Genomic DNA, 19,689 nt, shown 5'->3' with positions numbered 1-19,689 from the left:
GCTCATTCACCCTTGATTGCTTTGCGTATGCCACTGATCTTGCTGTTGATGAAGCTTAGACTCGCCTGATACTCAACCGCATTGCTGCTGTAGGCCACATGCTCCCGCTCGGTATCCACCGTATTGCCGTCCAGTGATGGCTGCATAGGGGTACGGTAGAGCAGTTGTGATGGAGGCACAGGACCTGATTCAGGCTGAATATGTTGATTGTCAGTGGTCCTCAGACGAGTAGAACTGTTCATTTCACTGTTTAGAAGTGCCTTGAAATCGAAATCCCGGGCCTTGTAACCGGGTGTGTCGGCATTCGCCAGATTCGCGGCAAGGACCTCGGCTCGCTGCGAACGCAGCACCAATGCCCTTTCATGTATTCCAAACAGATCGTCGAAGTTCATGGATAGCTCCACAGCTCTCTTTGCCACTGAAGATGCAGGGAGCGTGCCAAACCTGTTCGCTGCTGTATTGGGAGGGGAAAGGGACTTTTTACGCCAGGAGTGCGGCAAGGGGGTGCCGCATCACGGCAAGCTTTGCCGTTTAGGACTTCAAACGATATGAGATGCCGCCGTGACCCACCTTCATCTCAAAACGATCGGTCAGCTGGTTGATCGATTCGGTGGACCCCAGAAACAGATAGCCTCCTGGATTCAATGCGTTAGCCATCCGGTCGACAATATCTCGCTTCAATTCATTGGAGAAGTAGATGAGTACATTACGGCAGAAAATGACATCGAATTTTCCCAGGCCGTGATAGCTGCTAGCCAGGTTCAGGGAACTGAAACTGACCCGGCGCTTGATCTCAGGCTTTACTTCGAGACAGCGCTCTTTGGGCAGGAAGAACCTGTTTTTTTGTTCCTGGGTAAGGCCCCGTTCAACTGCGAGACCACAGTAGACACCTGCGCGCGCCTCATCCAGCATCTTGCTCGAGATATCGGTAGCGACAACCTGCACCGGCCTGGCCGAGGGTTTCAAGGTTTGAAACTCCTGTGTGATCATGCTGATGTTGTAAGGCTCCTGACCACTCGAACAGGCAGCTGACCAGATACGTATCGAACCGCCTCGTTGCTGATTCAGATCAGGCAGAATGGTCTCTTTCAACAAAATGTAGTGGCCAATATCCCGAAACCAGAAGGTTTCATTGGTGGTCATGGCATCGATGACCTTCACCTTCAGGCGTGTATGGGCTGGTGATCGAATCAGATCCATCAAGGCGCCCAGAGAATCGACCTGCGCCTCTTTTATTATACTATTCAATCTACTGGAGACCAGATACTCCTTTCCGCTACCCAGCAAAATTCCACATGCCTGCTGGAGAAAAGACTTGAACGACTCATACTCCGCCGGTGATATGCTGGCTGACCGATGATACATTTTTTTATTTCTAGCTTATTTATTCAGGTAAAACAGTTAGGCCAAGCACTTTATACGCTCGGTGACGCGGCTGACCAATTCATCCGGCATGAACTTGGCGAGAAAATGATCGGCGCCTACTTTTTTCACCATGCTCTCATTGAATACGCCACTCAATGAAGAGTGCAGGATGACATACAGATCTGACAGTTTGGGATTGTCCCGTATCGCCGTCACCAGCGAGTAGCCGTCCATTTGCGGCATTTCAATATCGGAAATTACCATTGCCAACCAATCATTTAAGTTACCCTCTTCCGACCACTTAAGAAGCAGATTCAGCGCCTCGCTGCCATCTTTCGCCAGCACCGCCTCTATGCCTATCTCATTCAAGACCTTTTTGATCTGATTGCGTGCCACCATTGAGTCGTCAACCACCAGAATCTTCAACTTGCTCAGATCTGCACCTGTCTCCTCCACAGGCTGAGTCAAATCCTCATCGATACCCAACACTTCACTGAGTACCTTCTCCACATCGATGATTTCAACCAGCATATCATCGATTTCGGTGACTGCAGTCATATAACTGCTGCGTCCCAATCCCTTAGGTGGGGGCAGAATATCCTCCCAGTGAGTGTTGACAATACGTTCGACACTGCCAACCAGAAAGGCGAGCTGTCGACGATTGTATTCGGTAATGATGATGAAATAGTCCGTTGCTTTCTCCATCCTTGGGCCGCCTATGGCGTTACTCAGATCCATCACCGGTATATTGTTGCCCCTGAGAGAGGCGACACCACGAATAACCGGGTTGGAACCAGGTAATTCTGTGAGATGAGGACACTGTACGACCTCTTTCACTTTAAACACATTAATGCCGAAGACCTGGCGTCCCTGCAACCGAAAAAGCAACAATTCCAATCGGTTCTGTCCGGCTAGTTTGGTTCGTAAATCGACATTGTCCAAGACGCCAGCCATGGTTTTTCCACCCCGTAGTTCGAGAAGTTCATTACATAGAGTATGGCGGCTTTAACGGAGTGACCTTTAGTGCTGCGAGCCATAGTCCGATTTACACTGCCAAATATCACGGCATGGTGATTGCATATAATTTAAGCAATCAATCGAGAGACCAAGATCATGCTACGGAAAAAAGTGATAATTGAGACACTGCTGGCAATGCTCCTGTTCACGGCCACAGCAATCAGTCACGGGGCGAATGGGCTCCATCAGTCCCATGACTCAATCGCCGATGCGGTCAAGGAGTATCTGCTGCAAAGCGTGGCGAAGCAGAACAGCCATGCAAAGATTGTCATTACACCCCTGGATCACCGCCTCAAACTGAGCCAATGCGATAGCCCATTGCAGACCTTCAGTCCACCCGGCGGGAGTAAAATGGGGCGTACCTCGGTGGGTGTTCGCTGCGAGAGCCCGGCACCCTGGTCGCTGTATGTCTCCGCCAAGGTCGGTCTCGAATTACCGGTGGTGATCGCGACCCGGGATCTGGCCAGAGGCCAGGCAATCACCAAAGCCGACGTGAAACTGGAAATTTCAGATACCACTCACCTGCTTAGAGGTTATTATGAATCCGTCGATGAGATCGTCGGCCGGACGCTGAAGCGCACACTCCGCAGGGGCAAGGTCGTTACACCTTCATTGCTGGTGGTGCAAAAGACCGTCGCACGGGGTGAACAGGTCACCATACTGGCGGCCGCGGGCAGCATCGAAGTGCGCATGCAGGGCAAGGCGATGAAAAACGGTAATCCGGGCGACTTGATACCGGTGATGAATGTAAAATCGAAGAAAAAGCTGCAAGCACGAGTCATCTCGGAAGGGCTGGTAAGGGTGGACTGAACACAATTTGAGGCTGATTCCCGGGGAATCTAACTCTCGAGTAAGGGAGTCAGCAACTAAAGTAACAGTGCCGGAAGTCGATATTTAGAGTAAGCGACAAGTAAACGAGGATAAGCCATGGCGGTTGAAATCAATAGTCTCTCCAGCAGTAATCTGAAGGGTACGGGAGACAGTGGTCTGGTGACACGCTCTGGCTTGCCGGGAGGCAAACGTTCCGCCACATCCACAACCTCCCGTAAGGATCGGTTTGATATGACCGGTTCTGCCGGCAAGCTGTTGGAATTGGAGGCACGCATCGCCGCAATGCCCATCGTCGATGCGCAGAAGGTGGAGGCTGTGCAGAAAGCCCTTGCCACCGGTAGCTTCACCATCGATCCGCAGACCGCAGCGGATAAGATGTTGGCAATGGAACTGTCACTGCCCTGACTCCCATGAACTATTCATCCGAGACCGCTGAGGCCTTCGTCAAAATCCTGGATAACGAGATTGAGCAGTCCCAACGGCTGCTCGATCTGCTGCGTGCGGAACATGCCCTGTTGCAAAAGGGATCACCGCAACAGCTACAGGACCAGCTGGAGCAGAAAAAACAACAGCTGACACAGGTGGAAGCCGCTGTGCTTGCACATAACCGGTTCATCGAACAACAGGGACTTGTTGCGGACAAGCAAGGGACAGAAACCTTTATCCAACAATGCAGCGACAATCAGCGGGCGGCCGCCACCTGGCAGCGATTCACCTCCCTGCTGGAGGCGTGCCACAAGCAGAATGAGATCAATGGCGGAGCCGTTCAACTCAATCAGCGCCATGTCACCCAATCACTGGATATCCTGCGTGGCATCAGTCAAAGCGACAAGACCTACGGCGCTTCCGGTGAATCGAAACCCAACACCACCTCAAAGTCATTGGGTAAGGCCTGATCCCGCATTCAGTCGGCATCAGGTAGTTGTACAGAGGTCCCTCAAAACCGGCATAGTCCAGGATATTCACGCTGCAATCGTTCCAGATCCTGGGGTCTATCCAGATCCCAGAGTTGCGCCAACTCCCGCCAATGCCAGCCCAATTCAGAGAACACCTGTCTGGTCGATGCCGCCACATCGCCGCCACCCCAGTTGTGTCCCTCGAAAAGACGTCTGTGGTAGCTATTCAGACCTAGCAGGACATAACCTCCATCCTCGGCTGGCCCCAGCACCGCCTCTTCGCCCTCGCTCAACCAACGCGCGGTCTGCTCTATATGGGGTAGAGCCAATGCAGGACAGTCCACCCCAACCAGTATGATATGGCGATGACGGGTAAGGGCCTGTTGTGTAGCCAGCCCCATCCGCGCTCCCAGATCATCACCTTGCTGCAGGTGGATGGGCAACTCATACTCAGCGGCAAGTTGTTGCCACAGGGGATGCCCACGATCCGGGGTCACCCAGAGTTCCGTCGCATACGGGGTTTGCCTGCAAGTCCAGTCGACCAGGCGTAACAGAAGTCGGATATAGAGCTGGGTCGCCGCCGCCTCGCCAATGGCGGGAATCAGGCGTGTTTTCACTGCACCCACAGCAGGCGTCTTGGCAAAGATCAGGATTGCACACTGCTGCATGACCGGTTCAGCCCGGCACTGCTGGATAGAGCCTGACAAGGAATTTTGGACTGATACCGATCCAATAGGCGAAGCGCAACATCCACATCAGCATAATGGTGCGGATAATCCCCTGTGACTCCCAGCGACGGCTGGAGGTTACCAGGGGGCCAGGCAGACAAACCCCGGAGGTGAGTCGTTTCAGGCGTCGACTTATGGCGATATCCTCCATCAGCGGTTGTTCAGGAAACCCCCCTACCTTTTCAAACAGCTGGCGATGCATAAAGATGCCCTGGTCCCCGGTTGCGATGCCACTGAAACAGGAGCGCCAATTCATCATCCGCTCAATTATCCGGAACAGGGGCTGAGCGCCACTCAGCCTGACATCGAAACGTCCCCACCTCGGTTCGCCGCCGACAGCCTGCAAAATGGCACTCCCCATAGCTTCTCCAACCCTGCTGTCGGCATGCAAGAACCAGTAGATATCCCCGCATGCCTCCATGGCACCACTATTCATCTGGCGCGCCCTTCCCGGAGACACATGCAGCACTCTATCCACATAGGATTGCAAATTCCCAATCAACGCCAGATCACGGCTGCCACCATCAACCAGAATCAACTCATGGCCAGCTCCGCGCAATGGTTGCAGATCCATCAAACAGCGCTCTAAACCCGGCCCCTCATTCAGGCAGGGGATAATAATGCTTATCATCATTGAGTCGTTGTTGTGAAGACCAGACACCACCAAATCCCGGTAAATCGGATTACTCTTTCAATGCGCCCCCACAACTACTACCTTGACCGGCAGTACAGCCGTAGCAATGCTCTGCAACCTGGATCGGCAGGTCTGTCAGATCCGCCTCGAACAGATCTCTCAGGCGAGGTCGCACCCTGTTCTCTATTTTAAGATGGATCTTCAGCATCTGGTTAAAATCACAGTCGTAGAGATAACCACGCCAGTCAACACTCAATAGAGTGCGGCACATGACATTCTCCAGATTGTAGGGTCGATAGGCATCCCGCAGTAGCTGCAGATAGCTGTTGAATTCACCTTTGGATTGCAGATAGCTGCCAAAACGTTGGATCGGCATATTGGTTATGGTCAACAGTTGATTGAAATGAATACCATAACCTTCCAGCAACTGCTTTTTATACTCCGACTCGAGGGGAGCTTGTGACGGTGGCAGGGTGGGACCTATCGGGTTATAGACAAGATTCAGCATCAAGCCACTCTCAGGCATGCCGTAGCCCAGGCGATTCAGTTTGATCAATGCCTCGATACTGCCTGCATAGCTCCCTTTGCCACGTTGTTGGTCTACGTTCTCCTCCAGATAGCAGGGTAAGGAAGCGACGATCTCAACCCGCTGTTGGGCCAGAAAATCGGCCAGATCCTGCTGTCCCTGCTCCAGCAAGATAACCAGGTTGCTGCGATCGATGACATGCACACCCAGCTGCCTTGCCTGTTTTACCAGATAGCGGAAATTGGCGTTCAACTCCGGTGCGCCCCCGGTAAGATCCAGGCGCTTCAGTTTATGTCGTTGCAGGAAGGTCAATACATCATCGGCAGTACGCCTATCCATCTCCTCCTTCCTTTTTGGACCGGCATTGACATGACAGTGGACACAAGAGAGGTTGCAGCGGAATCCGAGATTGACCTGCAGGGTCTCCAGCCTTCCCCGGGTGATGCCAGGAAAAGTGCTGGGCTGAAGGAGGTGGGCCGTATCGATCATGTCTGCTCCCGATTCTTGTTTTCTGAGGTTACCCACATCATACGTGGCTAGAAACAGTTCAGATGCGTTGTGTGATGCCGCACACAAATCCAATCTGACCAAGCATCAGCCAATACTGTATAACTATATGTTATCTAATGACTATTTTAAAAACTACCCGATATATATTCCGCACATTCCATGAACCATTCCAGCAACCCGTACTCTATCCTGGTATGAGGATATTTTAGTTTTTGTTTATTTACTTATGATTGCCATTATCCCAAGGAGTAGTGCAATGTTACCCATACTGTTAGGCCTGGTTCTTGCCATGTTGTTCGGTCTGATGTCATTTTTTGTCTATGGGCTTGAGGGATTAGTCAACTATCCCTGGATCGATGCCGTATTCTGGGGTCTGATTGTCACTGGCGCGGCCATCACACTGATCAACCAGGCGGGTCAATGTCTGGTCTGCAAGTTTCACAAACTGATCACGATCAAACCCTTTGAAAGATACTGTAACGATCTGGCTTGCGCAAAGTGAACTTGAGGATTTGGATAAGATGGCCTGGTAACTCCCAATGTGAAGATAACAGGCCCTTGAATTTGGGCTGATAACGTCCCCAGTTTGCCGAGCCCGGTACGACACAGTAAACTTCGCCTCACCCATGAAATGCGCGACCTATACCAGGTCATGCTGCATGGTCAGCGCTTTTAGCAGGTTTCAGAAAAATGGCGTCAATCATTTACATCCGCCCTCGTAGCTCAGCAGGATAGAGCAATCGCCTCCTAAGCGATAGGTCACAGGTTCGACTCCTGTCGAGGGCGCCAATCTGAATCATGTGAGTAATCAGATGCTGCATTGGGAAATCTTCCAATACCACCCTCGACAACCATTGTTGCTGACCTTCCTGTTGGTCGGCGTCAGTCTCCTTAACAGCTGCTATGCCGCCACGGCAGAGGGCCAGGTGGTAGAGATACACAGTGGCGATCGCATCACCATCAGATTGTCGGATGGTTCATATAGAGGGGTCAAACTTTTTGGCATTCGCATACCAAGCCCGGATAAAGATTCGGCCAGGATAGCGAAACGCCATCTAAGCATGTTACTGGCGGGGCGTTATGTCAGCGTGGAATACACTACCCTTTCATCCAGGGGTGTTATACTCGGAACAGTCCTACATGGGGGAGCGGATATCTCTCTAAGGATGTTATCCGATGGTTTGGCCGTGGCGGCAAACCATCCCCGGCTGCAAGCATCGAGATTGAAACGCTATAAACAGGCCGAGGCCACCGCCCGCACTCGCGGACTCGGTTTTTGGCAAACATTGAGATAAACGATCACGAGGTGGTCTGATGGGGAAGAAAAGAGACAAAGAGAAAAGCAAGAAGGAAGGCAAAAAGCTAACCAAGAAAGATAAAAAAAATGTCTCAAAAAAAGAGAAAAAAGGCGCTAAAAAAAGCTCTGTAGTCAATCAGGACCAACGCCTGGACATGATCGCCGAAGCAGCCTACTTTATCGCTGAAAAGCACGGTTTCGATCCAGACAGGGTGGTCCTGGATTGGCAGCAGGCAGAACAGCAGATAGATGCCTTGCTAAAAACCGACAAATCGAAATAGGCTGTTGGCACCAGGCCAGCGCCCTAAAAAATCATCCCTTTTTCTTCTTTTTCACCTTAGTCTTAGACCGGGACTCCTTTCTGCGAAGGCGTTTCAGGTTCTCCTCCAATGCGGCTTCCAATGCCTTATAGACCTTCAGCTGCGCTGCCTGATAATGGGTTTCCGGTTCTCCAACCAGTTCCAGCCGGGCACCGAAATAGGCCAGATCCGCCTCCAACGAGATCGGATTGAGATTGACCCTTAATTTGTTACTATCTTGTCCAGACAATAGCTTTCTCTTTTCACCTGACTGCCATGTGCGGTGCCTCACAAATAAACGGACTCAGCATAGAGTCTTGTCGTTAAGTGTGTCTAGTGGAGACACACCTCAACAGCATTGCGGTACAAGCTGTTTTCAAACCCTCATGGGCGAACCACAGAAAGCAATAATCCATATGAGACACCACACTATTTTAGCAGAGCTAGGGCATGATTCGAGATAGAGTATGGTTAATGTATTGATTAAAGCAATATTTTATATAAAACGCACATAGAATTTTTTCTACTATCTTCTGTCAATCTAGCTGTCTGTGCTAACATTTACTGATAGCTGCCCAAAAATAAATTATCCATCAACCAAACACCCAAATGGGCTTTGAAAAATGACCGATTATCTGGATTTACTCAGATCCACCTCCGCCTATTCAGGCGGCAATGCCACATTTGTTGAAGAGCTCTACGAAAATTACCTCAAAGATCCGCAGAGTATCCCGGAGGATTGGCGAAGAGAGTTCGACAGTCTACCGAAACAAGACCATATAGACACCGCCCACGAACCCATACGCCAGCGTTTTCTCCATCTGGTCAATGAAAAGCGCTCTGCAACCGTTACCGCAAACGAGAATCTCTCTCCCGGTGCCGCTGAACAGCAGGCTTCAGTATTACGCTATATCAATGGGTATCGTATGCGTGGCCACCAGAACGCGGATCTCGATCCCCTCAAATTGCGCGATCCGGTGTATGTTCGTGACCTGGACCTGGCCTACCATAAGCTGGACAGGATCGACCAAAACACTATTTATAATACCGGCTCACTGTTCGCGCCAGAGCGCATGCCACTGCGGGATATTATCGAACTGGTCAAAAAAAGTTACTGCGGCAGTATCGGCACAGAGTATGGACATATTACCAGCACCCAGCAGAAGCGCTGGATCCAGGAACGCATCGAGCAACGGCACCTCTTCCAACAGTTCAGCCATAAACAAAAGATCTGGCTATTGACCCTGCTGACCGCGGCTGAGGGGATCGAAAAGTACCTGCATAACCGCTATGTAGGTCAGAAAAGGTTCTCCCTGGAGGGTGGTGAATCCCTGATCCCTTTGCTGGATGATCTGATTCAAAATTGCGGCACCAACGGCATCAGCGAAGTGCTCATCGGCATGGCCCATCGCGGGCGCATCAATGTCCTGACCAATATATTGGGCAAACCGCCGCAGGATATCTTTGATGAATTCGAAGGCCGGGTGACAATCGATCCGGTGCGTCTCTCCGGTGACGTTAAGTACCACATGGGTTTCTCCACCGATATCAACACTGAGGGTGAGATGGTGCATGTGGCATTGGGCTTCAATCCCTCGCACCTGGAAATCATCAATCCCGTCATCGAAGGTTCGGTAAGAGCACGGCAACGCCGCCGTGGTGATCATGACGGATCCAGGGTATTGCCTATCCTGATCCACGGCGATTCGGCGTTTGCCGGCCAGGGCGTGGTGATGGAGACCCTGAACCTGTCGCAAACCCGTGGCTATACCACCGGTGGCACGGTACATATCATCATCAATAACCAGGTCGGGTTCACTACCAGCAATCCCATGGATACCCGCTCTACCCTGTATTGCACCGATGTGGCCAAGATGGTGCAGGCACCGATCTTTCACGTCAATGGGGATGATCCCGAAGCAGTGCTCTACGTCACCCGCTTGGCGCTCGAATTTCGCATGCGCTTTCGCAAGGACGTGGTAATTGATGTGATCTGCTATCGCCGCCTTGGTCACAACGAAGCCGATGAACCCGCCGTCACGCAACCCGAGATGTACAAGAAGATCCGCAACTACCCTACCCTGCGAACCCTGTATGCGGATCAACTGGTGCAGGAATCGGTGATCTCTCCCCAGCACGCCCGGGATCTGGTGAATAACTATCGAGACTCCCTGGACCAGGGCATTGTGGTGGCAAGGCCTGTAACCTGCGCCCTGCGTCATCCCTATGCCGTGAGATGGAATGCCTATAAGGGTATCGAATGGGAACACCCGGTGGATACCCGCCTGAACAGTGAGCGTTTTGCAATGCTGGCAGATCAACTCCTGCATGTACCAGGCGGCTTTGAACTCCACCCGCGGGTTGAGAAGATATGGACAGAGCGACATCGCATGGCCACCGGTGATCAGTTCGTCGATTGGGGTTTTGCCGAGAACCTGGCCTATGCCTCGCTGTTGACAGAGGGCATTCCGGTGCGGCTCTCGGGCCAGGACTCGGGACGCGGGACCTTCTTTCATCGTCACGCGGTGTTGCATAATCAGGCCGACGGCGAATCCCTGATACCCCTGCAGCACCTGACCCCTGACCAGGCCGATTTCCTGGTCATCGACTCTCTGTTATCCGAGGAGGCGGTGCTCGGTTTCGAGTATGGCTATGCCACCGCAGAGCCCGGTTGCCTGACGATCTGGGAGGCCCAATTCGGTGATTTCGCCAACGGGGCTCAGGTTGTCATCGATCAGTTCATCACCTCGGGCGGTGAAAAGTGGGGCCTGTTATGCGGTCTGACCATGTTCCTGCCCCATGGCTATGAAGGCCAGGGCGCCGAACACTCCTCAGCCCGTCCGGAGCGCTTTCTGCGCCTTTGCGCCAACCACAATATCCAGGTCTGCGTACCCAGTTCGGCATCCCAAATATTCCATCTGATAAGACGCCAGATGCTGCGACCCTATCGTCATCCACTCGTCGTAATGACCCCGAAAAGCCTGCTCAGGCACCGTTTGGCCACATCCCCCAAGCAAGACCTGCTGGAAGGCGGATTCAAGAATGTCATCGACGAGATCGATGACATCGATCCGAAAAAGGTGAAGCGCCTCATCATGTGCTCCGGAAAGGTCTATTATGAATTACTGGAGACCCGTCGCTCCCGTGGCCTGGATGATGTGGCGATAATCCGCATAGAGCAGCTGTATCCCTTCCCGCAAAAGGATTTCGACAAGGTCGTAAAACGCTACAAGAGTGCAAAAATGGTTATCTGGTGTCAGGAAGAGCCGCAAAATCAAGGTGCATGGGATCAGATCAAACACCGCTTCTACCCCCTAACCTCGAAAAACAGGCAGCTCTGTTATGTTGGTCGTGCTTCAGCAGCGGCCCCCTCCGTCGGTTACCGCTCGGTACATATCAAGCAGCAGGAAACCCTGATTGACGAGGCCCTCACCGGACGTATCAACCCCCGCATGAACTACAGGAACCAGGACTATCAATGAGCATCGAACTACGCGTTCCCCAACTTCCCGAATCGGTTACAGATGCAACTATTCTGAGTTGGCACAAACAGCCGGGTGAACATGTCGAACAGGATGAAACCCTGGTCGATCTTGAAACCGACAAGGTCGTACTTGAAGTGCCGTCACCACAATCAGGCACCCTGACCACGATTCACTTCAAAGAGGGTGAAACCGTTGAGGCTGATGATCTATTGGGGGTTCTGGAGGCCGGTGCGGGGACACCCGCCACTCAAGAGCAACCAGCAGAAGCCCCGCAAGCGGAGCAAGAACCACCCGCACTCTCTCCTGCTGTAAGGCGACTGGTGAAGGAGAGCGGTATCGATCCCAACAGCATTCAGGGCAGCGGTAAAAACGGACGTATCGTCAAATCCGATGTGGAAGCGGCCATCGCCGCACAAAACAGTACAGCGGTAGCCACAAGCCGTGTCGAACCTACGCCATCCACTCCGCCCGCCCCTGCCCCAACGGGCCGGGTTGAAGAAAGGGTGCCAATGACACGCCTGCGCAAGCGGGTTGCGGAACGATTGGTGGAGGCGCAGCAGACTGCCGCCATCCTCACCACCTTCAATGAGGTGAATCTGCAGGCTGTCTCCGATCTTCGGGTTAAATATCGGGATGAGTTTGAAAAACGCCACAATGTACGCCTGGGATTCATGGCCTTTTTTGTCAAGGCAGCAGTCGAGGCGTTGAAACAGTATCCGATTATCAATGCCACCATGGATGGTGACGATATCCTCTATCACGGCTACTTCGACATCGGTATCGCTGTCTCCTCCCCTCGCGGCCTGGTGGTACCGATACTGCGTGACGCGGATCAGCTCAGCTTCGCCGCCATCGAGCAGAGAATCAAGGATTACGGCCTCAAGGCCAAGGAGGGATCATTGAGTTATGATGACCTGACCGGGGGCACATTCTCCATCACCAACGGCGGTGTATTCGGTTCCATGCTCTCCACACCGATCCTCAATCCACCCCAGAGTGCGATTCTCGGCATGCACTCCATTCAACAACGACCGGTAGCGGAAAAGGGTGAGATCGTGATACGTCCTGTTATGTATCTGGCGCTCTCCTATGATCATCGTATTATCGACGGTCGGGACGCAGTACAGTTCCTGGTAACCATCAAGCAATTACTGGAGGATCCCAGTCGCTTGCTACTGGAAATCTGATTCTGCATTAACAATAATCTTGCTAATCAGCCTCAACAAATAGAAAAAATACGAGATCAACGACAGACCGGTATCTACCGGTCGACACTGTATTGACAGGATTGACCATGACCCGCATCCGCCAGGAAGACCTTATCCACAGCATCGCCGATGCCCTGCAGTTCATCTCCTACTATCACCCGGTCGACTTTCTCAAGGCCATGGGTGAAGCCTGGGCCAAAGAGGAGAGTCCCGCCGCCAAGGATGCAATGGCACAGATCCTGGTTAATTCCCGCATGTGCGCCGAGGGGAGGCGTCCCGTCTGCCAGGACACCGGTATGGTGGTGGTGTTTCTCAAGATCGGCATGCAGGTTCAATGGGATGGCGAAATGTCGATCAGCGATATGGTCAATGAAGGTGTGCGGCACGGTTATGCCCATCCCGACAATGTGTTGCGATTTTCCATGGTCAACGATCCACTCGGCAGTCGCAAGAACAGCGGCGACAACACCCCTGCGATTATTCACATGGAACTGGTGCCGGGAGACAAGGTTGAGGTGAAAGTCGCTGCCAAGGGGGGCGGTTCGGAAAACAAATCCCGCTTCAAGGTGCTCAATCCCTCCGGTTCTCTTGTGGACTGGGTGTTGCAGGAGGTGCCCAAAATGGGGGCCGGATGGTGTCCTCCCGGGATGCTTGGCATCGGTGTCGGAGGCTCGGCCGAAAAGGCCATGCTGCTGGCCAAAGAGTCACTCATGGAACCCATCGACATCCATGAATTACAGGCACGGGGTCCGGAGAATCGCAAGGAGGAGCTGCGCCTGGAGATCTATGACAAGGTCAATGCATTGGGTATAGGTGCGCAGGGACTCGGTGGCTTGACCACCGTGCTGGACGTAAAGGTCAGCGACTTTCCCACCCACGCAGCATCGCTGCCGGTGGGCATGATCCCCAACTGCGCCGCCACCCGCCATGTGGAGTTCACCCTGGATGGCAGCGGGCCGGCCCTGCTCACCCCCCCTGCCCCGGACGACTGGCCTGATGTCACCTGGGAGGCCTCTCCGCAGGCCCGCCGGGTCGATCTGGATAGTATCAGCAAGGAGGAGATAGCAAGCTGGCAACCGGGGGAACTCATACTCCTCAATGGCAAGCTATTGACCGGACGGGATGCCGCGCATAAGCGTATTGCCGATCTCTATGCCAACGACCAGCCACTCCCCGACGGCATCGATTTCCATGGCCGCTTCATCTATTACGTGGGACCGGTCGATCCTGTACGCGATGAGGTGGTAGGTCCGGCCGGTCCCACCACTGCCACACGCATGGATAAGTTCAGCGAAGTGATGTTGGATCAGGCGGGTCTATTCGGCATGGTCGGCAAGGCCGAACGGGGGCCCGCAGCCCTGGCAGCGATAAAGCGCCATAAAGCCGTCTACCTGATGGCTGTGGGCGGTGCCGCTTATCTTGTTTCCAAGGCGATTCGCAGCTCCCGTCTGCTGGCATTCGAGGATCTCGGCATGGAGGCGATACGGGAATTCGAAGTGGTCGATTTCCCCGTCACTGTGGCCGTAGACAGCCGCGGTGACTCCGTTCATCAGATGGGTCCTGCCGAATGGCGGGGCAAGATAGGAAAGATACCAGTTGTATCGGAGTAGTTCGACATGACTTCTTATAAAGCCTTTCGTATACATCGGGACAATGCCCAGCACTCAGCAGGGATTGAAGCGCTTGAGTTACAGACCCCGGATAAGGGTGAAATCCTGATCCGGGTGCAATACTCCAGCATCAATTACAAAGATGCCCTGGCTGGGACAGGCAAGGCGCAGATCCTCAGACGCTATCCACTCACCGGCGGTATCGATGCCTGTGGAGAAGTTGCCGAGAGCGGTGACAAGCGCTTCAAGCCCGGTGACACGGTGATCGTCACAGGATATGAGCTCTCCACCACCGCTGATGGCGGATATGCCGAATATCTCAGGGTACCGGCAGACTGGGCAGTACCCCTGCCCCAAGGCCTATCAGCCTCCCAGTCGATGATTTTGGGCACTGCCGGTTTCACCGCTGCCTTGGCCCTGCACAGGATGGAAACCAACGGCCAACGCCCAGACATGGGCCCGATACTGATCACCGGCGCCACAGGCGGCGTGGGTTGTATCGCAGTCAACATCTTCGATGGCGAGGGATTTGAGGTGCATGCTGTCACCGGCAAGGCCGATCAACAGGCCTATCTGGAACACCTCGGCGCCCAAGAGGTGTTGGGGCGGGAGCAGGTCAACAGCTATCACCATGCCCTGGAAAGAGGCGTGTGGGGCGGCGCTGTGGACAACGTGGGTGGTAAGACGCTCTCAAGCATCACACGTAAGATCAGACCCTGGGGCAACATCGCAGCCATAGGCCTGGCCGGCGGCCACGATTTGAACACCACGGTGATGCCTTTTATCTTGCGTGGCGTGAGCCTGCTCGGTATCAACTCATCAGGTTGTCCTGGCGAGATCAGGGAGGAGCTCTGGCAGCGCCTGGCCACCGACCTCAGGCCCAGGCATCTGGACGACATCCTGACCCAGACAGTCTCCATGGAACAACTGCCAGAGATCTTTGAACAGATGCTGGCGGGCAAGATCGTGGGGCGCACCCTGGTGACCCTGTAAGATAGCTTGAGAAGATATCCTGGCTAGGGCCTGTTAACAGGCCCTAGAGGCCTTTCAGCTTCTGAAGCGATAACCCTTTGGCACCACAACCACCCCCTTGGGTGAAACGGTAAAGCGGGCAGCATCGCTCTCCTGATCAAATCCGATACGCACCCCTGGCGGGATCACCACACCCTTGTCGATGATACAGTTCTCCAACTGCGCTCCATCGCCAACCTTCACAGCATCGAAAAGGATTGAGTTGTGGATCACCGCTTCATCGCCGATCAGGGTCTTAGGAAACAGAATGGAGTGTTGCACGCTGCCACCGACGATGAGTACGCCATTGGCGACGATGGAGTTGATAAAGATTCCCTCGCTGCCGGAGACGCCCGGTACGGTCCTGGCTGGCGGATTTTGCCCATGGTGGGTACGGATCGGCCATTCAGGTTGATACAGATCCAGTGACGGAACCGGGTCCAGTAACTCCATATTGGCGTCGTAGTAACTGTCAATGGTGGCTACGTCACGCCAATAGCGATCCTGACTGACGCGTCCTGCCTCGCCACCGAATTGATAGGCGTAGACGCCCCCATCGCCAACCATTCTTGGCAGGATGTCCTGGGTAAGATCATGGCTGGAACCAGCCAGATCATGATCCTCCTCCAGCGCCTCGATCAACTTATCGATGGAGAAGAGATAGATCCCCATTGAAACCTGGGCGGTTGCAACATCGTCATCATCAACCTGATGCTGTACCTGCAGGGTCCCATAGGTGTTGACTCGACTGTTCTGGTCCATATCCAAAACCCCGGAAAGACCGACCTCTGGGAAAGGGCGCTGCATGCATGCAACCGTAACACTGGCATTCTGCTGCATGTGAAAGGCGATCATGGGAGCATAATCCATGCGGTAGATATGGTCGCCAGGCAGGATCAGTACCCGCTCAGCCCCACTGCGCTTGAGCATGTAGAGATTCTGGTAGACCGCATCCGCGGTACCATCATACCAACCACTGCCCCTACGCATTTGCGGTGGAACCGCAGTGATGTATTCCCCCAGTTCCGGATTGAAGAGCGACCATCCATCTCGCAAATGCTTTTGCAGGGAGTGGGATTTGTACTGGGTCAGTACCAGAATCCTGCGGAGTCCGGAGTGGAGACAGTTGACCAGGGAAAAATCGATAATCCTGTATTGACCGCCGAAGGGTACCGCGGCCTTGGTACGCTCCAGCGTCAGTGGTTGCAGGCGTGAACCCTGACCACCCGCAAGGATGACCGTCAATGTCTTATCTAGCATCTTTTGCTCCGGTATATCTAAGACCCATCAACAGCCATCTGCCTATCGAGGGTTCCCAAGTGAGATCTTGGTAGCTGAACAAGCAAGAAACAGTCCCACACAAGGATATCCATTTCAATAACAAATCCTGCGGCTCACAGCTCAAATACTGTTCCCACCCATCGATCATACGGCCGTTGGGCGCACTATTTTCATCCACCAATGACAGTGTCGACAGCATCGGTGCACTCTGATAGCGCATACCACCCCTCGGCAAATCGCAACATCCACATATAACAAAGCCGCGCATGATCTCGGGTGAGCATTGATATCCCTGCGATATTTCCAGTCAATTCATGAACCTACCTATTTAAATGCCGCTGATAACCTGGATGTATAAATGCAAAATCCTAGAATCTGGCGCCTATTTTGCAGATGAGAGGGGAATCATCCGATACAAAGACAGGGCAGATTCATGATCACAAAGGGAACACAAGGGATTCATCAGGCAAAAGGTAGCGTGGTCCACCAGATTCCGGCCAGACCAACAAATCCTAGGGTCTTCAATCACGATATCATGTCATGCACCGCCGAGGGCGTAAAAGGCAACTACCTCTATTCCGGCAGAGTCCTTGGTGCCACCGAACATGACGATATGATCCAACTTCACCCATTGTTGAAGAGCGAATGGGAAGAGATTACTGATCACTACTCGCGCATCGGTCTGCACCACAGCCACAATGTAATCTGGGACATCAGCCCTGAATATATGCCTGTTCATGGCGGCATCACCCCATCACACTTTTTCTATGGTGACATGGAGCTTAAAAAGGGCGGTGATATAGGCTGGGCCAAAACCGTCGAGTTCATCAATTCCAAGAACAACTTCATGTCCCTGGCAGACGAGTTGGGAGTGCCTGTACCAAAGACAAGCTGTTTCAACAGTGTCGCAGAGATATCGGATGAGGAGCTCAGCACCTTCCCCTTCCCCTGTTATCTCAAAGCCGCCATCTCGGTTTCCGGCGTCGGCATCTATCGATGCGAGGATCGGGATGCCTTATCACTGGCGATGTCAAACTTTGCCGCAGACACTCCTGTGCAACTGCAACAGGAGGTTAAGACAGAGACCTTTCTCAATCTGCAGTATCGGATAACCGATGGAGAATGCAGGAGACTGCTTGCCACGGAACAGATTCTCGAGGGTACGGCCCACCAGGGAAATTTCTATCCCACACCTTACGAACCCTGGGGAATTGTTGAGCCTATGGCCGAATGGATGGCAGAGCGCGGCTTCAAGGATATTCTTGCCTTCGATGTGGCGGTATTGCAACAGGGGCAGAAGAGCGAGTATCTCGCCATCGAGTGCAATCCTCGTTACAACGGCGCATCCTATCCAACCTTGATAGCGATGAAATGCGGTATTGATGAGTGGGAATCTTGTAACTTTTCAACCTGGCATCGCTCTCTCGATAGCTTGGATATTCGTGACCTCGAGTACAATCCGTCAACTGGAGAGGGTGTCATTATTGTCAATTGGGGCACGATCCTGGTCGGCAAGGTCATGTTCATGATCGCAGGTAACCGGACAACACGTCAGCGAATCAAACTAGAGTTGCAGCAACGCCTCTGGTAGCTTTACAGCAGGATCAACGCAAACACAGAAAACAATGCAAGAGACCTTCTCGCTGATGGTGCATGGCGGCGCCGGTGCCCTGGACAATGTCAAGGATAATAAAACAGCCCTACGCTATCTGGAGAGCATCCGTACCGTTCTGGAACACGGCCGTGAGATACTCATTCGCGGTGGTAATGCCCTGGAAGTGGTGGAGTCATGCGCATCACAGTTGGAGGACGACCCGGTTTTCAACGCCGGATGCGGTTCCGTTCTCAATGAGAACGGCAAGGTGGAGATGGATGCCGCTATCATGGATGGTCGCGACCTCTCCGCGGGTGCAGTCGCCGCGGTGAGCAATATCGCCAATCCAGTCCAATTGGCGCGTCTGGTGATGGCGGAGAGCGAACATGTGATGTTGATCAGCGAGGGCGCGATGAAGTTTGCCGCCCACTGCGGTATGCCCCTGACGCCGGATCACTATTTTTTCACGCCTGACCGTATTCAACAGCTGGAACAGGCGCGCCTGCAGCACCGAATCATGCTCGACCATGATGACAGCAGTGAGGCCTCCGAAGAGCAGAAGTACGGCACCATCGGTGCCGTCGCCCGGGACCTGGAGGGGAATATGGCTGCTGCCACATCCACCGGGGGCATAGTCAACAAACGCATGGGACGGGTGGGTGATTCACCGATCGTCGGGGCAGGTGTATTTGCCGATAATCAGACCTGCGCGGTATCAACGACCGGATTTGGCGAGGATTTCATGCGCACTGTCCTTGCAAAGACGGTCTCTGATGCCATGGAATTTCTCAACTGTGACGCCAAGGGAGCGGTTGAGTATGGCATCGAATATCTGCTACGCAAGGTCAAAGGCAGGGGTGGTATGATCGTCGTAGACCACCAGGGCAACTGTGCTGCCGACTTTACAACCAAAAAGATGATCCACGGCTGGATAGAAAAATCGGGCCAAAGCAATGCGAGTTTCTGATCCTGAACCAAGACACCCTGGATCAGGACCTGGGCAAGCATCGAACTGGATATTGGATCAACCCCTGGTCGTAGCCACAGAGATCGATCAATGCTGCCGATATTTGGAATCCAACCAGCATTGAGGGAGTGATTCCCCGGAAGGGAATTTCATCTGATCCTTGGCAAACTTCTCCGCATCCTGCATCTCTTCTCCCGCATGGAAGCGGCCAATGATATCAGGATGATTCGGATTAAAAAGGTCTGTCAGACTCAATACTTCAACCAGCTTTTCACTATTTTTCTGCATTAGAAACATCAACTACCTCCTTCTCACCCAGGGCAGTGGAGATCAACCCTAACAATTAAAGAGCCTCCATCATCTTCAAGGCTTCTATAGTAATTATGGATTAGCAATGGCGATTTTCAACGCGCTATGAGTATGGAGTTAG

Annotated in this window: 21 protein-coding genes and 1 tRNA gene; 13 read left to right on the top strand and 9 right to left on the bottom strand. The window is 53.1% G+C overall.

The features are described from left to right. Positions 1-2 precede the first annotated feature (2 nt). From flgB to R2K28_RS04505, 3 genes are all read right to left on the bottom strand, one after another. Positions 3-392, bottom strand: a complete 390-nt coding sequence (gene flgB, locus R2K28_RS04515) for a flagellar basal body rod protein FlgB (RefSeq protein WP_116447653.1) — start codon at positions 390-392, stop codon at positions 3-5. Between the two features lie 139 nt (positions 393-531). Next, positions 532-1,365 (bottom strand): CheR family methyltransferase, encoded by an 834-nt coding sequence (locus R2K28_RS04510; protein ID WP_316368188.1) that lies wholly within the window; start codon positions 1,363-1,365, stop codon positions 532-534. A 36-nt stretch (positions 1,366-1,401) separates the two neighbouring features. After that, the gene (locus R2K28_RS04505) at positions 1,402-2,319 is read right to left on the bottom strand and encodes a chemotaxis protein CheV (protein ID WP_316368187.1); all 918 of its coding nucleotides are present in this window, start codon (positions 2,317-2,319) and stop codon (positions 1,402-1,404) included. A gap of 159 nt (positions 2,320-2,478) precedes the next feature. Here R2K28_RS04505 and flgA point away from each other — a divergent pair, with 159 nt between their 5' ends. From flgA to R2K28_RS04490, 3 genes are all read left to right on the top strand, one after another. Next, positions 2,479-3,192 carry a flagellar basal body P-ring formation chaperone FlgA gene (gene flgA, locus R2K28_RS04500; RefSeq protein ID WP_316368186.1) on the top strand — a complete coding sequence of 238 codons (714 nt, stop codon included), beginning with the start codon at positions 2,479-2,481 and terminating at the stop codon, positions 3,190-3,192. A gap of 117 nt (positions 3,193-3,309) precedes the next feature. Continuing rightward, positions 3,310-3,618, top strand: a complete 309-nt coding sequence (gene flgM / locus R2K28_RS04495; protein ID WP_116447649.1) for a flagellar biosynthesis anti-sigma factor FlgM — start codon at positions 3,310-3,312, stop codon at positions 3,616-3,618. Positions 3,619-3,623: 5 nt separating this feature from the next. Beyond that, complete coding sequence (locus R2K28_RS04490) at positions 3,624-4,109, top strand: flagella synthesis protein FlgN (RefSeq protein WP_316368184.1); 486 nt, start codon at positions 3,624-3,626, stop codon at positions 4,107-4,109. Positions 4,110-4,150: 41 nt separating this feature from the next. On the opposite strand, the gene R2K28_RS04485 is transcribed toward R2K28_RS04490, so the two are convergent. Genes R2K28_RS04485 through arsS form a run of 3 tightly spaced genes read right to left on the bottom strand, consistent with a single transcriptional unit; the run spans position 4,151 to position 6,486 of the window. Continuing rightward, on the bottom strand, positions 4,151-4,777 hold the full coding sequence (locus R2K28_RS04485; RefSeq protein ID WP_316368183.1) for a TIGR04282 family arsenosugar biosynthesis glycosyltransferase: 627 nt from the start codon (positions 4,775-4,777) through the stop codon (positions 4,151-4,153). 7 nt (positions 4,778-4,784) lie between these two features. After that, on the bottom strand, positions 4,785-5,471 hold the full coding sequence (locus R2K28_RS04480; RefSeq protein ID WP_316368182.1) for a TIGR04283 family arsenosugar biosynthesis glycosyltransferase: 687 nt from the start codon (positions 5,469-5,471) through the stop codon (positions 4,785-4,787). A gap of 49 nt (positions 5,472-5,520) precedes the next feature. After that, positions 5,521-6,486: an arsenosugar biosynthesis radical SAM (seleno)protein ArsS gene (gene arsS, locus R2K28_RS04475; protein ID WP_316368181.1), complete on the bottom strand. Its 966-nt coding sequence runs from the start codon at positions 6,484-6,486 to the stop codon at positions 5,521-5,523. A 277-nt stretch (positions 6,487-6,763) separates the two neighbouring features. Between arsS and R2K28_RS04470 the strand changes: the two genes are divergently transcribed. The 4 genes from R2K28_RS04470 (at position 6,764) to R2K28_RS04455 (ending at position 8,085) form a co-directional block, all read left to right on the top strand. Next, complete coding sequence (locus tag R2K28_RS04470; RefSeq protein WP_116447645.1) at positions 6,764-7,009, top strand: hypothetical protein; 246 nt, start codon at positions 6,764-6,766, stop codon at positions 7,007-7,009. Between the two features lie 210 nt (positions 7,010-7,219). Further along, positions 7,220-7,296, top strand: a tRNA-Arg gene (locus R2K28_RS04465). Positions 7,297-7,319: 23 nt separating this feature from the next. Then, positions 7,320-7,802 carry a thermonuclease family protein gene (locus tag R2K28_RS04460; RefSeq protein ID WP_316368180.1) on the top strand — a complete coding sequence of 161 codons (483 nt, stop codon included), beginning with the start codon at positions 7,320-7,322 and terminating at the stop codon, positions 7,800-7,802. Between the two features lie 19 nt (positions 7,803-7,821). Further along, positions 7,822-8,085 carry a DUF2934 domain-containing protein gene (locus tag R2K28_RS04455; protein WP_316368179.1) on the top strand — a complete coding sequence of 88 codons (264 nt, stop codon included), beginning with the start codon at positions 7,822-7,824 and terminating at the stop codon, positions 8,083-8,085. A gap of 31 nt (positions 8,086-8,116) precedes the next feature. Here R2K28_RS04455 and R2K28_RS04450 read toward each other — a convergent pair whose 3' ends face one another. Continuing rightward, positions 8,117-8,353, bottom strand: a complete 237-nt coding sequence (locus R2K28_RS04450; RefSeq protein WP_316368178.1) for a fumarate hydratase — start codon at positions 8,351-8,353, stop codon at positions 8,117-8,119. Between the two features lie 373 nt (positions 8,354-8,726). Between R2K28_RS04450 and R2K28_RS04445 the strand changes: the two genes are divergently transcribed. The 4 genes from R2K28_RS04445 (at position 8,727) to R2K28_RS04430 (ending at position 15,399) form a co-directional block, all read left to right on the top strand. Next, complete coding sequence (locus R2K28_RS04445) at positions 8,727-11,585, top strand: 2-oxoglutarate dehydrogenase E1 component (protein ID WP_316368177.1); 2,859 nt, start codon at positions 8,727-8,729, stop codon at positions 11,583-11,585. Further along, the gene (gene odhB, locus R2K28_RS04440; RefSeq protein ID WP_316368176.1) at positions 11,582-12,775 is read left to right on the top strand and encodes a 2-oxoglutarate dehydrogenase complex dihydrolipoyllysine-residue succinyltransferase; all 1,194 of its coding nucleotides are present in this window, start codon (positions 11,582-11,584) and stop codon (positions 12,773-12,775) included. Before R2K28_RS04445 ends, odhB begins: the two co-directional genes overlap by 4 nt. Before the next feature lie 107 nt (positions 12,776-12,882). After that, a complete protein-coding gene (locus R2K28_RS04435) occupies positions 12,883-14,406 on the top strand; it encodes a fumarate hydratase (RefSeq protein WP_316368175.1) in 1,524 nt (507 codons plus the stop codon). Between the two features lie 6 nt (positions 14,407-14,412). Then, a complete protein-coding gene (locus R2K28_RS04430) occupies positions 14,413-15,399 on the top strand; it encodes an oxidoreductase (protein WP_316368173.1) in 987 nt (328 codons plus the stop codon). A gap of 54 nt (positions 15,400-15,453) precedes the next feature. On the opposite strand, the gene R2K28_RS04425 is transcribed toward R2K28_RS04430, so the two are convergent. Then, positions 15,454-16,677: a glucose-1-phosphate adenylyltransferase gene (locus R2K28_RS04425; protein ID WP_316368172.1), complete on the bottom strand. Its 1,224-nt coding sequence runs from the start codon at positions 16,675-16,677 to the stop codon at positions 15,454-15,456. Between the two features lie 454 nt (positions 16,678-17,131). Here R2K28_RS04425 and R2K28_RS04420 point away from each other — a divergent pair, with 454 nt between their 5' ends. Next, entirely contained in the window at positions 17,132-18,289 is a 1,158-nt protein-coding gene (locus R2K28_RS04420; RefSeq protein WP_316368171.1) for an ATP-grasp domain-containing protein, read from the top strand. 34 nt (positions 18,290-18,323) lie between these two features. Beyond that, a complete protein-coding gene (locus R2K28_RS04415; RefSeq protein ID WP_316368170.1) occupies positions 18,324-19,259 on the top strand; it encodes an isoaspartyl peptidase/L-asparaginase family protein in 936 nt (311 codons plus the stop codon). A gap of 87 nt (positions 19,260-19,346) precedes the next feature. On the opposite strand, the gene R2K28_RS04410 is transcribed toward R2K28_RS04415, so the two are convergent. Then, entirely contained in the window at positions 19,347-19,556 is a 210-nt protein-coding gene (locus R2K28_RS04410; RefSeq protein WP_316368169.1) for an acetyltransferase, read from the bottom strand. Positions 19,557-19,689: the final 133 nt, after the last annotated feature.

Origin of the sequence: Candidatus Thiodiazotropha sp. CDECU1, from assembly GCF_963455295.1 — a bacterium.
In the GTDB taxonomy this organism is placed as follows: Bacteria; Pseudomonadota; Gammaproteobacteria; order Chromatiales; family Chromatiaceae; genus Thiodiazotropha.
This window is presented reverse-complemented; position numbering and strand designations above follow the sequence as displayed.

Bases quoted from the DNA above. Each gene is read 5' to 3' on its own strand.
- flgB (WP_116447653.1), bottom strand. From the start codon at position 392: ATGAACTTCGACGATCTGTTTGGAATACATGAAAGGGCATTGGTGCTG.
- R2K28_RS04510 (WP_316368188.1), bottom strand. From the start codon at position 1,365: ATGTATCATCGGTCAGCCAGCATATCACCGGCGGAGTATGAGTCGTTC.
- R2K28_RS04505 (WP_316368187.1), bottom strand. From the start codon at position 2,319: ATGGCTGGCGTCTTGGACAATGTCGATTTACGAACCAAACTAGCCGGA.
- flgA (WP_316368186.1), top strand. From the start codon at position 2,479: ATGCTACGGAAAAAAGTGATAATTGAGACACTGCTGGCAATGCTCCTG.
- flgM (WP_116447649.1), top strand. From the start codon at position 3,310: ATGGCGGTTGAAATCAATAGTCTCTCCAGCAGTAATCTGAAGGGTACG.
- R2K28_RS04490 (WP_316368184.1), top strand. From the start codon at position 3,624: ATGAACTATTCATCCGAGACCGCTGAGGCCTTCGTCAAAATCCTGGAT.
- R2K28_RS04485 (WP_316368183.1), bottom strand. From the start codon at position 4,777: ATGCAGCAGTGTGCAATCCTGATCTTTGCCAAGACGCCTGCTGTGGGT.
- R2K28_RS04480 (WP_316368182.1), bottom strand. From the start codon at position 5,471: ATGATGATAAGCATTATTATCCCCTGCCTGAATGAGGGGCCGGGTTTA.
- arsS (WP_316368181.1), bottom strand. From the start codon at position 6,486: ATGATCGATACGGCCCACCTCCTTCAGCCCAGCACTTTTCCTGGCATC.
- R2K28_RS04470 (WP_116447645.1), top strand. From the start codon at position 6,764: ATGTTACCCATACTGTTAGGCCTGGTTCTTGCCATGTTGTTCGGTCTG.
- R2K28_RS04460 (WP_316368180.1), top strand. From the start codon at position 7,320: ATGCTGCATTGGGAAATCTTCCAATACCACCCTCGACAACCATTGTTG.
- R2K28_RS04455 (WP_316368179.1), top strand. From the start codon at position 7,822: ATGGGGAAGAAAAGAGACAAAGAGAAAAGCAAGAAGGAAGGCAAAAAG.
- R2K28_RS04445 (WP_316368177.1), top strand. From the start codon at position 8,727: ATGACCGATTATCTGGATTTACTCAGATCCACCTCCGCCTATTCAGGC.
- odhB (WP_316368176.1), top strand. From the start codon at position 11,582: ATGAGCATCGAACTACGCGTTCCCCAACTTCCCGAATCGGTTACAGAT.
- R2K28_RS04435 (WP_316368175.1), top strand. From the start codon at position 12,883: ATGACCCGCATCCGCCAGGAAGACCTTATCCACAGCATCGCCGATGCC.
- R2K28_RS04430 (WP_316368173.1), top strand. From the start codon at position 14,413: ATGACTTCTTATAAAGCCTTTCGTATACATCGGGACAATGCCCAGCAC.
- R2K28_RS04425 (WP_316368172.1), bottom strand. From the start codon at position 16,677: ATGCTAGATAAGACATTGACGGTCATCCTTGCGGGTGGTCAGGGTTCA.
- R2K28_RS04420 (WP_316368171.1), top strand. From the start codon at position 17,132: ATGATCACAAAGGGAACACAAGGGATTCATCAGGCAAAAGGTAGCGTG.
- R2K28_RS04415 (WP_316368170.1), top strand. From the start codon at position 18,324: ATGCAAGAGACCTTCTCGCTGATGGTGCATGGCGGCGCCGGTGCCCTG.
- R2K28_RS04410 (WP_316368169.1), bottom strand. From the start codon at position 19,556: ATGTTTCTAATGCAGAAAAATAGTGAAAAGCTGGTTGAAGTATTGAGT.